The sequence below is a fragment of the Roseibium sp. M-1 genome, assembly GCF_054515675.1.
Map to the genome: position 1 here is coordinate 2,592,529 of NZ_CM137257.1, position 15,313 is coordinate 2,607,841.

At 60.5% G+C, this 15,313-nt stretch carries 11 protein-coding genes; 6 read left to right on the top strand and 5 right to left on the bottom strand.

Annotated elements, in window-relative coordinates:
• Positions 1 to 123: 123 nt before the first annotated feature.
• Entirely contained in the window at positions 124 to 1,461 is a 1,338-nt protein-coding gene (gene glcF / locus ACX3M4_RS11720; RefSeq protein WP_459358757.1) for a glycolate oxidase subunit GlcF, read from the bottom strand.
• A gap of 258 nt (positions 1,462 to 1,719) precedes the next feature.
• Here glcF and ACX3M4_RS11725 point away from each other — a divergent pair, with 258 nt between their 5' ends.
• Positions 1,720 to 2,349, top strand: coding sequence for a hypothetical protein (locus tag ACX3M4_RS11725; RefSeq protein ID WP_459358758.1), 630 nt, complete (start codon positions 1,720 to 1,722; stop codon positions 2,347 to 2,349).
• An 87-nt stretch (positions 2,350 to 2,436) separates the two neighbouring features.
• On the opposite strand, the gene ACX3M4_RS11730 is transcribed toward ACX3M4_RS11725, so the two are convergent.
• From ACX3M4_RS11730 to ACX3M4_RS11740, 3 genes are all read right to left on the bottom strand, one after another.
• A complete protein-coding gene (locus ACX3M4_RS11730) occupies positions 2,437 to 2,796 on the bottom strand; it encodes a DUF4870 family protein (protein ID WP_459358759.1) in 360 nt (119 codons plus the stop codon).
• 100 nt (positions 2,797 to 2,896) lie between these two features.
• Positions 2,897 to 4,087 (bottom strand): glycolate oxidase subunit GlcE, encoded by a 1,191-nt coding sequence (gene glcE, locus ACX3M4_RS11735; RefSeq protein ID WP_459358760.1) that lies wholly within the window; start codon positions 4,085 to 4,087, stop codon positions 2,897 to 2,899.
• Positions 4,088 to 4,097: 10 nt separating this feature from the next.
• Positions 4,098 to 5,579, bottom strand: coding sequence for an FAD-linked oxidase C-terminal domain-containing protein (locus tag ACX3M4_RS11740; RefSeq protein WP_459359418.1), 1,482 nt, complete (start codon positions 5,577 to 5,579; stop codon positions 4,098 to 4,100).
• 169 nt (positions 5,580 to 5,748) lie between these two features.
• Here ACX3M4_RS11740 and ACX3M4_RS11745 point away from each other — a divergent pair, with 169 nt between their 5' ends.
• The 3 genes from ACX3M4_RS11745 (at position 5,749) to ACX3M4_RS11755 (ending at position 11,600) form a co-directional block, all read left to right on the top strand.
• Complete coding sequence (locus ACX3M4_RS11745; protein WP_459358761.1) at positions 5,749 to 6,693, top strand: LysR family transcriptional regulator; 945 nt, start codon at positions 5,749 to 5,751, stop codon at positions 6,691 to 6,693.
• Between the two features lie 133 nt (positions 6,694 to 6,826).
• Entirely contained in the window at positions 6,827 to 7,222 is a 396-nt protein-coding gene (locus tag ACX3M4_RS11750; RefSeq protein WP_459358762.1) for a c-type cytochrome, read from the top strand.
• A 514-nt stretch (positions 7,223 to 7,736) separates the two neighbouring features.
• On the top strand, positions 7,737 to 11,600 hold the full coding sequence (locus ACX3M4_RS11755) for a hypothetical protein (RefSeq protein WP_459358763.1): 3,864 nt from the start codon (positions 7,737 to 7,739) through the stop codon (positions 11,598 to 11,600).
• Between the two features lie 303 nt (positions 11,601 to 11,903).
• Here the strand turns inward: ACX3M4_RS11755 and ACX3M4_RS11760 are convergent, their stop codons facing one another.
• Positions 11,904 to 13,202 (bottom strand): DUF3422 family protein, encoded by a 1,299-nt coding sequence (locus ACX3M4_RS11760; protein WP_459358764.1) that lies wholly within the window; start codon positions 13,200 to 13,202, stop codon positions 11,904 to 11,906.
• Between the two features lie 188 nt (positions 13,203 to 13,390).
• On the opposite strand from ACX3M4_RS11760, the gene ACX3M4_RS11765 reads away from it, so the two are divergent.
• Together ACX3M4_RS11765 and ACX3M4_RS11770 are read left to right on the top strand one after the other, a co-directional pair.
• On the top strand, positions 13,391 to 14,158 hold the full coding sequence (locus ACX3M4_RS11765; protein ID WP_459358765.1) for a FadR/GntR family transcriptional regulator: 768 nt from the start codon (positions 13,391 to 13,393) through the stop codon (positions 14,156 to 14,158).
• 16 nt (positions 14,159 to 14,174) lie between these two features.
• Positions 14,175 to 15,311, top strand: coding sequence for an alpha-hydroxy acid oxidase (locus tag ACX3M4_RS11770; RefSeq protein WP_459358766.1), 1,137 nt, complete (start codon positions 14,175 to 14,177; stop codon positions 15,309 to 15,311).
• Positions 15,312 to 15,313 lie beyond the last annotated feature (2 nt).

The following is a 15,313-nucleotide window of genomic DNA, read 5'->3' on the forward strand; positions in this document are numbered from 1 at the left end:
CCGGCGCTACGCTCCGACCTCTCCCAATCGGAGACGGCCAGGGTGAGGCGACAAACCGCTCCTTTTCACAAGACTTCGGGAGCCCGGTCGCAACAAGGGCGCACCGATTTCACGGTCCAGAAATTATTCTGCCGCTTGCCGCCCCTGCAGCACTAGTGTCAGGCTTTCCGGTTGCGGGCCGCCATAGACCCAGTCGAGCAATTCCGCCGTATGCAGGATCGGGATGTCCGTACCGAGGCCGATCTGGGTCATGCAGCCGATATTGCCGGTGGCGATGACATCTGGGCTCGTCTTCTCGATATTGGCGACCTTCCGGTCGCGCAGGCGGCGCGCGATCTCCGGCTGGAGGATGTTGTAGGTGCCGGCAGACCCGCAGCACAGGTGCCCTTCCGGAACATCCTTTACGGTGAAGCCGGCGGCCTTCAGGAGATCCTTTGGCTGGCGGGTGATCTTCTGGCCGTGCTGCATGGAACAGGCGGAGTGGTAGGCGATTGTGAGGCCCGGCCGCAGCGAAGGCACGCCGAGTTCGATGCCGGTCAGGAATTCGGTGATGTCCTTTGCGAGTGCAGATACCTTCGCCGCCTTTTCCGCATAGGCCGGATCGTCCTTCAGCATGAAGCCGTAGTCCTTGATCGTCGTGCCGCAGCCTGACGCGGTGATGAGGATGGCGTCCAGACCCGCACCGTCGGCTTCCCGCAGCCAGACGTCGACATTGCGGCGGGCATTTTCGAGCGAGGCTTCCTCGCGTCCCATGTGATGGACCAGCGCCCCGCAGCAGACTTCACCCTCCGGCAGCACGATTTCATAGCCCGCGCGGCGCAGCAGACGGATCGTGGCGTCGTTGATGCCCGGGTTCAGCACCGGCTGGGCACAGCCGCTGAGAAGCGCGACCCGTCCCTTGCGCACCGGTGCTTCGGCTGTAAAGACGCCGGGCCCTTCGAGATGGCCGCGTGCAGGCGCCTTTGCGGGCGCCAGCTCCAGCATCGCCCCCATGCGGGCGAGCGGCCCCCCGAAGCGTTTGAGCACCGGCGCGAAGGGCCGGCCGAAAAACGCGCCGATCAGGGCCAGACGGAAGCGCCTGGGATAAGGCAGCACGAAGGCCAGCACGGCCCTCATCAGCCTGTCGGGAAGCGGACGCTTGTAGGTCTTTTCGATATGGATGCGGGCGTGATCGACCAGGTGCATGTAGTGCACGCCGGACGGACACGTCGTCATGCAGGCAAGGCAGGAGAGGCACCGGTCGATATGCTTGACGATCTTGTCGTCCGCGGGCCGGTCGTTTTCCAGCATGTCCTTGATGAGATAGATGCGCCCGCGCGGACTGTCGAGTTCGTCGCCCAGAAGCGTGAAGGTCGGGCAGGTGGCGGTGCAGAAGCCGCAGTGAACGCATTTGCGCAGGATCTTCTCGGATTCCGCGACATGATGATCCCTCAGCTGCTCGGCAGTGAAATTGGTCTGCATCGCTCCCCGCGTCTCCCGTTTCCCGAACCCTGCCGGTTTCTCCCCAAAGATGCGCCGGATCGTACGGGCAGGACCGGTGCCAGACAAGGCTCCTTCGGGGCACAAGGGTTTTGCTCGAAGAGACATTCTGTCCCAGCACCGGCCTGTTCCCGTCCCCCTCTTGGATGAACAACGGTTAAACGGCCTGCTCAGAACCCGTTCAAACCACGGGCCTTAAGTTCCGGGACGTGGGCGACTAACGCCAAGGGAACTGAATTGATGTTTAAGACGATTACAAAGACAGCCGTACTGACTGCCGCTCTTGCAAGCCTTGCCACCGGTGCGATGGCCAAGGACTGGATCGAAAAGGTCGATGTGACCCGCGACGGCATCGACGTCGTACCGATCGAGGTCAAGGCCAATTCCTACAATTACACGAAGATGAAAAGCGCCAATCACCGCTTCCTGCTGCGCCTTCATGCCAAGGCCACCAACGGCGAGCGGATCGTTGCCATGAAGGTCGGCTCCTTCAAGAACGTGCTCTACTTCGAAGGCGACGGCAATCTGTGGAGCCAGAGCTTCAAGGGCCGCGACGTCGGTTCGGGCTCCAAGCGCGAGGTCGCGATTTCCTACAAGCCGGTGGTTCCGACCGCCAAGCTGCGCTGGCAGGGCTGGGATCCGGTGCAAGCCTGTTCGCTGAACCTCGACAAGGTGCTGAAAGGCGGCATGAAAAAATCCGATGCCCTCGCCAAGACCTGGACGGTGAGCGCGAAGGCGTATTTCGAGCTGGATGCAGTGGCCGCCAAGAAGAACAAGGCGGAAAACAACAAGTGGTCGCTCAAAAACACCACCAACCAGCGCGATGGCTATGCCTACGACGTGACCGTGACGTGCCTGCCGGCAGGCTAAGACCTGCTTTGGCCAAGCGTAAGGGCCCGGACCGCATTGGCGGCCGGGCCTTGCCGTTTCGAAGCCTGGTCCCTTATCGGGCCGGTTTCAGAACATCCAGGTTTCCGGGTTGGGTATGGGTTCGCCCCGTCCGGCAAGCTGCATGCCCTTGATGCAGCGGATGATCATCCAGATCAGAACCGCGATCAGCACAAGGATACCGATCAGGACAAAGGTCAGCACGAGCCCGATCAGGCTGAACAGGATGCCGATCCAGAACGTCCGGATCTGATAGGTGTAATGCGTGTCGGCCCAGGCGACGCCCTTGCCGCGGTTCAGGTAAGCGAAAATGACGCCGACCAGGCTGGTGATCCCGACGAGAATACTGGCGAGATAAAGAATATAGATAAGCGTTACGTTCTTGCTGCCCGGCTCCATATAGCCGGAAACATCCGATTGCTGATTCATGACCGCACACCCCTCTGCGATTGCGCCCAGACACGCGAGCATCCCGTGTTTCGGCGACAACAGTCAAGAGGCACCGGTTTGGCGGGCGGCTGAGCCCGGACTAAACGCCGCTCACCATCCTGCCGGGATTCAAGATACCCTTGGGGTCGAACTGTTCCTTGAGCCGGCGCGACAACGCCGCAAGAGGTGCAGCTTGCGGATGGAAGACCGCACAGTCGGAGCGAACAGAAGGGTCCGCGCGCACCAGCGTCGCGTGGCCGCCGCCGACCGCTTCGACGGCTGCCCGGATCCGCGCCTGATGAATGTCGCCATCCTTGCAGGTCAGCCAGACCAGACCGCCGCTCCAGTCATAAAAGGCGTCAAGTTCTATCGCCGTTTTCAGGCGGGCGACCAATTGCGGACCGGCGGTTGGAGCAACGGATATCCGCCACATGGGCGTCTTCGTGCCGGCAAAGACCTTGACGTCCCGGACCGAGCGCCAGAGTTCGGCGGAGGTCTCCCCGTCCAGCCGCACCGGTGCCCCATGGACATCGAGCAGGGATTGCAGCGACTTGAAGCGGTAATCGACCGACGCTGCGAAACCTTCCAGACGCAGGATGGTCGCGCTTTTGCCGCCATTCACGTCTTCGGGCAAATGCGCGGCACCGGAGACTTCCGCCGATGAGCCCATGGCCTGGCAAAGTGCCTTCACGCCGTCTTCCGCGTCGAGGCCGGAAAGAAGAAAGGTTGCCGACGTTTCAGGCTTCGGATTGACCTTCAGCGATACACTGGTCGTCACCGCCAGAGTGCCATAGGCTCCGCAGAGTGCGCGCGGCAGGTCGTAGCCGGTAACGTTCTTGACCACCTTGCCGCCGGACCTGAAGATTTCCCCGCGGCCAGAGACAGCTTCCATGCCGAGAACATGGTCACGCGCAGCCCCAGCCTTGATACGGCGCGGGCCGGAGAGATTGGCCGCCAGGACCCCGCCGATGGTGCCGAGCCCGGCTTTGCCGCCAAGCAGCGGTCCGAAGTCCATGGGTTCGAAGGAAAGTTCCTGGCCGTTGTCGTCAACCAGCTTTTCAACTTCGGCAATCGGCGTTCCCGCCTTCAAAGTCAGCACAAGTTCTGCCGGCTCGTAGCTCTCGATGCCGGAAAGGCCTGAGAGATCCAGCACATGCGCCGCCTGGACAGGCCGGCCGAGCCCGCGCTTGGAGCCCTGGCCGATGATCTCCAGCGGCGCATCCTCGGCGGCGGCCCAGCCAACGGCCTGTTCCACGTCGCTTGCATTTGCGGGTTTGAATGTCGCGTCCATGCCAAGACCCTCAGAAGCGCGGAATGTCGGGAAAGGGCAGCTTGCCCTTGTGCACATGCATCTTGCCGAGTTCGGCGCAGCGATGCAGCACCGGGAAAACCTTGCCCGGATTGAGCAGGTGTTTGGCGTCGAATGCACACTTGACCCGCTGCTGCTGTTTCAGATCGGCCTCGGAGAACATGTCCGTCATCAGGTCGCGCTTTTCGATACCGACGCCATGTTCGCCCGTCAGCACACCGCCGACCTCGACGCAGAGCCGCAGGATATCGGCGCCAAAAGCTTCGGCGGCATCGAGTTCGCCCGGCTTGTTGGCATCATAGAGGATCAGCGGGTGCAGGTTGCCGTCGCCTGCGTGAAAGACATTGGCGACACCAAGGCCATGACTTTCCGACAACTCCCGCATGCGGGCGAGCACCCTGGGCAATTCGCGGCGCGGGATGGTCCCGTCCATGCACAGATAATCCGGCGAAATCCGGCCGACCGCCGGAAAGGCCGCCTTGCGGCCGGCCCAGAAGGTCATGCGTTCTTCTTCGCTTTCGGACGTGCGGATGTGGCTTGCCTGGTTGGCCCGGGCAATGTCCTCGACCCGGCCGATGAGATAGTCGACCTCGCCTTCCGGCCCGTCCAGCTCAACGATCAGCAAGGCTTCCACGTCGCGCGGATAACCTGCGTTTACGAAATCCTCGGCAGCGTGGATGGCGGGCTTGTCCATCATTTCCATTCCGCCCGGGATGATGCCGGAGGCAATGATGTCGGCAACACAGCGGCCGCCGTCCTCGCTGGTCGGAAAGCCGATCAGAAGGGCCCGGGCGGTCTCCGGCTTTTGCAGGATGCGCACGGTGACCTCCGTCACCACGCCGAGCAGGCCCTCCGAACCTGTCATCAGCGCCATCAGGTCGTAGCCTTCGCTGTCCAGATGCTTGCCGCCAAGGCGGATCACCTCCCCGGTCACCAGCACCATTTCAAGGCCAAGCACGTTGTTGGTGGTCAGGCCGTATTTGAGGCAATGCACCCCGCCTGAGTTTTCGGCGATATTGCCGCCGATGGAGCAGGCAATCTGCGAGGACGGGTCCGGGGCATAATAGAAGCCTTCGTGTTCGACCGCCCTTGTGATGCCGAGATTAGTGACGCCAGGCTGCACGACGACCGCGCGGTTGTCGAAGTCGATGTCGAGCACGCGGTTGAACTTCATCATCGAAAGCAGCACGCCGTCTTCCAGCGGCAGCGCGCCGCCGGAGAGCGACGTGCCCGCGCCGCGCGGCACCACCTTGACGTCGTTGTCATGGCAGTATTTGAGCACCCTGGAGACCTGCGCCACGGTTTCCGGCAGCACGACGATCAATGGCAGCTGCCGATAGGCGGTCAAGGCGTCGGTTTCATAGGCCCGCATCTCGCGCTCGTCATGAATGACGCCCTCGCCCGGCACGATGGCCTGCAGCGCTTTCAGGATCTCCTGGCGCCGGGCCAGAACGGTCTTGTCGGGAGCTGGCATCGCAATGGCGGTCAAGAGATGCTTCCTTCTACTATTTAATACGTTGATCCAATCGGCTAGATCCGACGTAAATTAAGATGGCACAGGACAGGTTCGGCCTGAGTCTGACAAGGTTCCCGGCCCGGAAAAACGTTCGGTAAATACTAATTGTCTTTCTGAGAGATTGAAAATGAGCAATCTGACCGACATGGAGATTTTCGCGCGGGTGGTCAGCGCCGGCAGCATGTCGGCGGCCGGGCGCGAGATGAGCCTGTCGCCCGCCGTGGTCTCCAAACGCATCCGCCGACTTGAGGAAAAGCTCGGCACGAGGCTCCTGCAGCGTACCACGCGCCAGATCGCGATGACGGAGGCGGGTCAGGGATTTTACGAACGCGTGATCGCTATCCTGGCGTCGGTGGAAGAAGCCGAAACCTTCGTCTCGCGCGGGTCGGCCAAGGCGCGCGGCAATCTGAAGGTGGCCGTTCCGACCTCTTTCGGCCGTCTTCACATTGCTCCCCATCTCGGCAATTTCCTGGCAGAGAACCCGGACCTCTCGGTCAATCTCGATCTCTCCGACGACTTTGTCGACATTGTCGGCGATGGCTACGACCTTGCGATCCGGATTGCCGAACTTTCCGATTCGAGCCTGGTCGCCCGGCGGCTGGCACCGGTCCACCGTGTGCTGTGCGCCAGTCCCGCTTACCTCGAAAAGCACGGCGAACCTGCCAGCATCGAGGATCTGGTCGCCAATCATGTCACCATTGCCGCGACCAACCAGGATCCCTGGCGACTTGCCGGGCCGGACGGCATCGAGACCGTGCGCACCCAGGCACCGATCAAGACCAATTCCAACGAAGTCGTGCGCGAATGCCTGATGGCCGGCGTCGGCGTGGCGCTGCGCTCCACCTGGGATGTCGGTCCGGAACTGCGCGAGGGCAAATTGCAGATCCTGTTGCCGCAGTACCGCGCCTCCAAGGATGTCGGGCTCTATGCGGTTTATCCGAGCCGCCAGTTCCTGCCCGCCAAGGTGCGTGTCTTCATCGACTTCCTGGCCGCACTCTACGGATCGGCGCCCTATTGGGACACGGGCCTGGAAGAATGGCTGCGCCTGCCGAGCAGCGCGAAGGCCGGTTGAAACGCGTCTACCCGACGCCAGGTCGACAGAAGTCCTGCCACGCGTGCATGCGACGGTGCGTCGCTTGCATCTGCCGCACGCATCCTGTTCTGTTGGGCAGGGGTTCATGACACCCATACCGAGGGAGAAACTTATGCAGCGATTGCTGATGATCGCCGGAACCGCCCTTCTGGCCCTGACCGTTCAGGCGAGCGCCGACGGCGACATTGCCAAGGGCGAAAAGGTATTCAAGAAATGTGCAGCCTGCCATGCGGTCGGCCCGGACGCGAAGAACAAGGTCGGCCCGGAACTGAACGGCATTGTCGGCCGCAGCTGGGGCGCGGTCGAAGACTTCAAGTATTCCGCCAACCTGGTTGAGCTGTCGGACGGCAAGGTCTGGGACGTGGAAACGCTCGACGTTTACCTGACCAAGCCGAAGGACCTGATCCCGAAGACGAAGATGGCCTTCGCCGGCCTCAAGAAGGAAAACGACCGCGCCGACGTGATCGCCTATCTGAACCAGTTCAACGAAGACGGTTCGACCAAGTAAGATCCGCCCCTGAAACCTTCAAAGAAGGCCGGGGAGACCCGGCCTTTTCTATTGCGGGGCATGGTTCGCGCGGACAGCGGCCATCCGGCCCGGCGGGGTGAATGGAGTTCCGGGCTGTTTTCAAAACATCCGGGACAAGGACAAGCAGTGGCTGCCTTGGGGCGAAGATGGTGTTGACGGGATCCTCTGCACTGCATCGGCATGCCGGTCGTTCGTGGGATTTAGGCCCGGTATCTAAAGCGGCTGTTCGTTACGAGACGTGTGAAGGGCTAAAGCGGGCGGGGAGCGGTCATTCGCTGCGGCGTCGATGAATGACCAAAAGGGCGCCGGTTGCAGACAGTTCACTTTTTGGCGAGAGCACTCGAAAAGCGGACCGTTGCTGGTGCACCGCGGGAGTCAAAAACAATTGCCGCATAACACAGACGGTCCAGCGGGCAGGATCATTGTCCTGCACCCATGGGATAACTTCGCTGCCAGTAGTGAACTTCCGCTTTGTTCATGCTATGTTCGTTGCATGCTTTTTGACGCTGATCCTGACCAGATAGCCGTGCTTGACAGCACCTCCCTTGTAAAGCTGCTAAGACGCCTGGCGCTGTGCGAAAGCCGGCAGCTTGGCATTCCCTTGCGCGGTACATCCGTTCCCTTACAGATCACGATTGCGGACGATGGCGAGGATGGTCGCGTTGAGTGGGATGGCGGCGTTTCATCGGCCGCTTATCTTCCTGCCAGATACACCGCTTTTCAGTCCAAGGCGCAAAACCTGTCTGAGAGTCAGGTCAAAGCCGAAGTACTCAAGAAGCCGAAGAAAGGCCCACCAAAGCTAAATCCCACAGTCGCCGAGGTTCTCTCCTCCGGAGGTGCATACGTTATCTTCTGCCGTGAGCGGATGGTGACGAAAAAACGCAAGAACCTGATCAAGGCGATCAAGGAGGCTATCACAGCTGCCGGAGGAAATCCGAAGGCCGCAGCGACCATTGATATCTACGACGCTAATATTATCGCCGATTGGGTCAATACGCACCCATCTGTTGCACTCTGGCTTGCCTCACTGAAGCACGGTCGCAATCTCGCAGGCTTCCAGACGCACGATAGCTGGGGGCGTGATCCGCAGTTTCTCACAGCGTGGCAGGCGAGCGACGAGCCACGCTTTGTCCCTGTGAACCGCACTGTCGCCCTTGAAGATCGCAAAGACGAGCAGCGCAGTGCGTGGACGTTCGATCAGGCTGCTGACGAGCTTCTGAAGTTTCTGAGTTATGAGAAGTCGATTGTTCGGTTGTTCGGCCCTTCGGGCTTCGGGAAGTCGCGTTTCGCCTTCGAGGTGTTGAAGACAAAGCGCGGCATTGCCGACGAAGTGGACAGCTCTTCGGTAATTTTCTGCGACGGGTCTATTTCTGGCGACGAAGCGGCGAGGCTAATGCTTGAACTCGCGGATGCCGGGCTTGCGGCGATTGTGGTCGTTGATGAGTGTCCTGACGAACTCCACAACAAACTTGCGAATATCGCACGGCGAACAGGATCAAACCTTCGCCTTCTCACAATGGATATCGAGACAAAGGTCTTGCAGGCCGCCGATACGCTGTCGCTGCGCGTGGAGAAGGCGGACGAGAAACTCATCAAGGATATCGCGGCAGCGGTCGCACCTGACCTAAGTGACCGTGACAAGAGCTTTGTCGCTGATCTCGCCGAAGGATTTCCGCGAATGGCGGTGCTCGCCGCACAGCAGGATGCTGACGGCAGGCAGACCTTCCTGTCCGTCGAACAGATACTCGAGCGCATCATCTGGAGCGGAAAGCAGCGCGTTACCGAAGCGCAAAGAGCGCTGGAGGTGGCGTGCCTATTCGAATGGCTTGGCCTTCTCGGGCGCGTAGATGATCAGGCGGCGTTCGTTGCTGCTGAGCTCGCGCACCTGGCCCTGCCAATCTTTGTAGAGCACGTCGTGTCGTTCAAATCGCGCGGCATCATCACGCAACGAGGTGATTTCATCCAGGTCGGGCCGGTGCCACTCGCCGCAAGGCTTGGCATCGCGCGTCTAGAAGTCATGACTCCCGAGCAGCTGCTCCAATTCTTCCATAACGCGCCGGACACTCTACAATTCAGCATGCTCAAGCGACTCAAGTGGCTCGACACCTCGGATGTCGTCCGGTCATTCGCGGAGCAAATGCTTCACACCGACATGATCGGAAATTTCGCCGCTCTCAATACCGACGCCGGCTCCAAGATGCTCGACCGTCTCGTGCACCTCACGCCGGATATCGCTTCTGAGACAATAGAACGCGTTTTTGGAGGGCTCTCACAGGCGGAACTTACCGCCGCCCGTGATGGCCGACGCTACCTTGTCTGGGCGCTAGAAAAGCTTGTTTTTAGGCGGCAGACCTTTGAACGATCCGCGCGCCTGCTGCTAAGACTGGCAGCTGCCGAGAACGAAAACATCAGCAATAATGCAAGCGGTCAGTTCAAACAGCTTTACCAACTCTACCTCAGCGGCACCGAAGCAGAGCCAGTCCTACGTCTCCGAGTACTGGACGAAGGACTGGCATCAGCCGATTCGAAGCAGCAGGCCATTTGCGTCGAGGCACTTGGTCACATGCTTTCCAGCGGCCACTATTCACGCGGGGGCGGTGCTGAACAAATCGGGAGCGACGACGCGCTAGAGGACTGGCGTCCAAAGATCTATGGTGAGATCTGGGATTTCTTTCGCGCGGCAATTACCCGGCTTGTGCCAATCGCTACCGGCAACGGTGAGCTTGCGGCTGTGGCGAAAAAGCACCTGTCGAGCCACATCCGCTCGCTGCTGGGACAGCTTCCTGTTTCAGAAATCAGGGACTTGATCCTGACGGTTCAGGCACAGGGAGGGTTTTGGCCCGACGCTCTGATGGCGATTTCGCACTTCCTCTATTATGATCGCGAAAAAGGCAAGCGGAGCAGGATCGCCAAGGAAGTCCGCCAGCTTTATGACGACCTTCTGCCGACCAACCCTGTTGATCTCGCCGTCTTGTATACCGACGGATGGCAGCTCGATCTGTATGATCCAGATTCACGTTACGACCCCAACCCGAAGTCGCGCGACAACTTTGATTACGCAGAAAAGCGTGCCGTTGCCCTCGCCGATGAGATCGTCAAGAACAAGGAGCTCATTACAGCGGTGCTCAATCGTATAACCTGTGGGAGTGGCAAAGGAACCTATCCGTTTGCCAAGGCCCTAATGAAGGCAGCTAAGGACCCGGAAGCGCTGTTTGCTGAGGCTATCAAAGTCGCCGAGGGCAACGATCAACCGCCAAATCGCGGTTTTTATGGCGGACTAGTCGCAGGCGCCGACGAACGCGATGCAAAAATTGCGAGAGGACTCGTAAGTCTGGCTCTTCAGTCAGCCAAGCTCAAAGGCGAAGCGATCGCGCTCATCGGTTCCGGAACGCTCAATGATGAAAACGTCGACCTCATCATGTCCTTGGTCGCGGGCGGCGACATCAAGCCTTGGCAAGTCCAGAATCTCGGTCTATGGCGTTCACCGGAGGCGCTGTTCGTCCCCGTTCTGCAGGAGCTGGAAAAGCATGGCAACGATGGCCTTTGGACCGTCGTCGACATCGTAGGGATGTTCCTGCACAGCGACCGCAACGTTCCGAGCAAAGAACTGCAGACACTGACTAAGCGAGTGTTACTAGCACCAAAGTTGTTCGAGGCCACTCGGAACAATATGGATGGCTACCAAATGGAGCAGCTGGTTCACCATCTGATCAAATTAGGCACGGTTGATAAGGCGTACGCGGCAAAGCTAGCCAAGCAGCTGATGAGCATCTGCAGGCGCGGAACAGATCGTGTTTTTTATGAACTCGATGATCCTGTTCGCAAGGCGCTCGGTTACCTGTTGGAGATTTATCCAGATGTCACCTGGGCGGCGATTGCGAAGAAGCTGACCAGCAAGACTTGGCATGACCGCTTCTATGCAGAGAACCTCCTTGAATCGCATCATCGAGATGATCACCTCGCGCGCGCGCTCGCCGTTCCCGTGCCTCCAGCCGTTTACATGGCTTGGGTTCGGGAAAAGCCGAAAGAGCGTGCGGTCAAGGCTGTAGCTTGGCTACCAATCGCAGTTCGTTCTGAAATAGATCCGCTTGTTTGGCATCCAGAGCTAAGCGCATTCGTTGATGAGTTCTGCGACATTCCAGGAGTGCTACAGGAGCTAGGTGGACGGCTCAGCCCGAACTCATACTCCGGCGGACTAGCCCACTATCTTGAGCCGATTGTGCCACTTGTGGAAACATGGACCAGCCATCCAAAGGCAAGCGTACGCGCCTGGGCCCCCGATGTTCTAAGCTGGCTGCGGAAGACCATCGTGGCTGAGCGCAAGCGAAGTGACGAAGAAGTCGTTCGCTACGGCTGAGTTTGAATTGCGAAGCACTGCTCTCGATCCGTCGGTTGCGAATGTCTGCTCCTGATGTCAGCGCATCGGGTCGTAATCGGCTGCAATGGGACGCGAAGCCGTCGTTAATTGACATGGCACCCAAAGACAGCAAAGGGCCGGACTTACCACCGGCATGCGCTAGGTGAATGTCAGCTCAGCCAATCCATATTTCAAACCCGACATTCCTCATCTGGCCCTGTTCCGGCCATTTCAACACACGCGGCGCTTGGCCATACCCTCGCACAGCAACACATCGGCGCCCCCTTGTTAGCGGTGCGCCCCTCAATGCTCGCCGTGCTTCTGGCGGATGCGTTTGACCGTCCACCAGATCACCAGTAGCACGGCCGGGACCGCAAGCCCTGTCATGATGTTGGCGGCTGGCAGAGGCAGGCCCGCCTCCTTGGCGGCCTTGGCGAGGTAACCGATCAGTCCGACGACATAATAGCTGACTGCCGCGACCGACAGGCCTTCGACGGTCTGTTGCAAGCGAAGCTGCAGCTGCGCGCGCCGGTTCATGGATTCCAGAAGCGACCTGTTCTGGTCTTCCAGTTCGACATCGACCCGGGTACGCAGAAGGGTCGTTGCGCGGGCGAGCTTGCGCGACAGCATCGCCTGACGGTCCTCGATCGCCTGGCAGGTGCGCATGGCCGGCGCAAGCCGGCGGGCAAGGAACGCCGCCATGGAGAGCTCGCCGGGTGCGGCCTCCTCCCTCAGTGTTTCCAGGCGCGCCCTGACGATCTGGTCATAGGCGCGGCTGGCGCCGAAGCGGAAGGTGCTGGCCGTGGCTCCGGCTTCCAGGGCAGCCGCCAGCGCGCTCAGCTTGTCGAGCAATTCCTGGTTCGCCCCCAGCGCCGAGGTGTTTTTCATCCGCCCGGTCAGTCCGGCAAGCTCGATCTCGAAACGGCGGATGTCCGGCTGCAGATCGGTCGCCTCGAAGAGGCCCAGCATGGCGAGCGTGCGGTAGGTCTCCACTTCCAGAAGGCGCTGGACGATCGCCCCGGACTGCAGGTCGCTCAGATTGCGGTTGCAGACCAGGAGCCGTGTCATGCCGTCGCCGTCCTGTCGGAAATCGGTGGCCACGAGGGCTGCACCGCCCTCAAGATTGGAAACGGTCAGGCTGCCTTCATCGAACTGGCTGCGCCATTCCTTGCCGTCGTCACCGCCGCGCAGTTCCAGCCGCACGGCGACCAGAAGATCGCCCGGGGCCCGGAACACCGCGCCGAAGGGATGCTTGATCGGAACCTGGCCGAAGATCGTCTTTTCATGCGCCGGACCGTCCCACGTATAGGTGGTGAATTCGGCATGCTGTTCCCAGCTGAGCGAGCCGCCACCGAAGGGTACCGTGTGGTGACGCGCGCCCGGCGCCGGGCCGTGGCCGCCCCGGGAAATGCAGAATTCGCTCAGCCACGCATGGTCCTTCGCGGCTTCCTCACCGTCGGTCAGAAAGGCATAATGGAGCACCGTCCTCGGGCTGGAAATCGGCCGGAACGGGCGGGCATGGACTTCCCCGAGTACTCTGTCCCTGAGCGGCGACGCCCGGAATGACGGAAAGGACGATCCGTTCTCTGACCCCTGATCCAAGCTGCAACCCCGACTTTGGTATGGTTCCGACCACATTCCCTTAAGGAATACGGGATTCCAACAGCCAATTTGTCACAGGCCGCAATTGCTCACCCGGCCGTCGTTTCAACGCAACAGAAATTGGACAAAAAAATTGACCAATTTTGAAAACGTCGCTATTTTGCCGCGCAAATCAGGGACGGAGAGCCATGTTTCAGCCTGTCGATCACCAGAAGACAGCCAATGCCGTGGTGGAGCAGATCGAGGATCTGATCCTGAAAGGCGTGCTGCAATCCGGTGAGAGACTGCCGGCGGAACGGGATCTCGCCGAACAGCTGAATGTGTCGCGCCCCGTGTTGCGCGACGCGCTGAAACTTCTGGAAGAACGGCAACTGATCGAGGCCCGGCGCGGGGGCGGCACTTTCGTCGCCGACCTGATCGGGCCGATCTTTTCGGAGGCAATCATTCAGCTGATTGGCAGGCATCCCTCCGCCATCTGCGACTATTTCGAATTCCGGCGCGGCATCGAAGGACAGACGGCGGCACAGGCCGCCATGCGGGCCGCGCCCTCGGACCTGGCCAGGCTGGCGGAAATCATTCGCCTGATGCGGGAGGCCCATGATGCGGAGGACCTGCAGGCGGAATGCCGGCTGGACGTAGACTTTCATCACGCGGTCGGTGAAGCGGCGCATAACGTCGTGCTGCTGCACACGCTTCGCTCCTGCTATCGGCTGCTTGAAAATGGCGTCTTCTATAACCGCGCCCGCCTCTATCACCACCCGAATGCCCGTTCGGAAGTTTTGAAGCAGCACGAAGCGATTGCAGATGCCATTCGCCACAGCGACCCGACCGGCGCCCGGCAGGCCTCGGAAGAACATATCGATTACGTTCGCGCGACCCTTGCGCAGGTTCAGGAGCTGGACCTGAGGGAGCAACTGGCGGACCTCAGACGGACCCGGAAACCGGCTCGTTCCTGAGCCCAGGAGGAATACGATGACTGTAGTGACCGATATTGCGGATATGCAGGCCCTGGCAAAGCGCCGGGTGCCGAAGATGTTCTATGACTATGCCGATACCGGCTCCTGGACCCAGAGCACCTACAAGGCCAACGAAGCGGCCCTGCAGCGCCAGAAACTGCGCCAGCGCGTTGCCTGCAACATCGACAACCGTTCGCTCAAGACGACCATGGCCGGCCAGGACGTCTCCATGCCCGTCGCACTGGCCCCGGTCGGCCTCACCGGCATGCAGCGCGCCGATGGCGAGATCCTGGCGGCGCAGGCGGCGGAGGAATTCGGCGTACCCTTCACGCTTTCCACCATGAGTGTCTGCTCCATCGAGGATGTTGCCGAAAACACCAAGAACCCGTTCTGGTTCCAGCTCTATGTCATGCGCGACCGCGGCTTTTCGGAAAACCTGATGCAGCGGGCAACTGCCGCCGGCTGTTCAGCCCTCGTCCTGACGCTGGACCTCCAGGTGCTTGGCCAGCGGCACAAGGACCTGAAGAACGGCCTTTCCACACCTCCCAAGCCGAAGCCGCATGTGCTGCTCGACCTTGCCTTCAAGCCGCGCTGGTGCTGGCACATGCTGCAGACCAAGCGCCGCCAGTTCGGCAATATCCACGGCCACGTCTCCGGCGTCGGCGACATGACTTCGCTTGCGGAATGGACCAACAGCCAGTTCGATCCGACGCTCGACTGGTCGTCGGTGGAATGGGTGAAGAAACACTGGAACCGCAAGCTGATCCTGAAAGGCATCAACGATGTCGAGGATGCGAAGATCGCAGCCGAAGTCGGCGCTGATGCCATCGTCGTCTCCAACCATGGCGGCCGTCAGCTTGACGGGGCACTTGCCTCCTTCGAAGTGCTGCAGGACATCGTCGACGCGGTCGGCGACAAGATCGAGGTGCATTTCGACAGCGGCATCCGCTCCGGCCAGGACATCTTCCGGGCGGTCGCGATGGGCGCGAAGAGCACCTATATCGGCCGCGCCTTCATCTACGGCCTCGGCGCCATGGGCAAGGAGGGTGTTACCAAGGTGCTGCAGATCCTGCACAAGGAACTCGACGTCACCATGGGCCTGTGCGGCGAAACCGACATCAACAAGGTCGGACGGCACAACCTGGTGCTTTGATG

Bases quoted from the DNA above. Each gene is read 5' to 3' on its own strand.
- glcF (WP_459358757.1), bottom strand. From the start codon at position 1,461: ATGCAGACCAATTTCACTGCCGAGCAGCTGAGGGATCATCATGTCGCG.
- ACX3M4_RS11725 (WP_459358758.1), top strand. From the start codon at position 1,720: ATGTTTAAGACGATTACAAAGACAGCCGTACTGACTGCCGCTCTTGCA.
- ACX3M4_RS11730 (WP_459358759.1), bottom strand. From the start codon at position 2,796: ATGAATCAGCAATCGGATGTTTCCGGCTATATGGAGCCGGGCAGCAAG.
- glcE (WP_459358760.1), bottom strand. From the start codon at position 4,087: ATGGACGCGACATTCAAACCCGCAAATGCAAGCGACGTGGAACAGGCC.
- ACX3M4_RS11740 (WP_459359418.1), bottom strand. From the start codon at position 5,579: ATGCCAGCTCCCGACAAGACCGTTCTGGCCCGGCGCCAGGAGATCCTG.
- ACX3M4_RS11745 (WP_459358761.1), top strand. From the start codon at position 5,749: ATGAGCAATCTGACCGACATGGAGATTTTCGCGCGGGTGGTCAGCGCC.
- ACX3M4_RS11750 (WP_459358762.1), top strand. From the start codon at position 6,827: ATGCAGCGATTGCTGATGATCGCCGGAACCGCCCTTCTGGCCCTGACC.
- ACX3M4_RS11755 (WP_459358763.1), top strand. From the start codon at position 7,737: ATGCTTTTTGACGCTGATCCTGACCAGATAGCCGTGCTTGACAGCACC.
- ACX3M4_RS11765 (WP_459358765.1), top strand. From the start codon at position 13,391: ATGTTTCAGCCTGTCGATCACCAGAAGACAGCCAATGCCGTGGTGGAG.
- ACX3M4_RS11770 (WP_459358766.1), top strand. From the start codon at position 14,175: ATGACTGTAGTGACCGATATTGCGGATATGCAGGCCCTGGCAAAGCGC.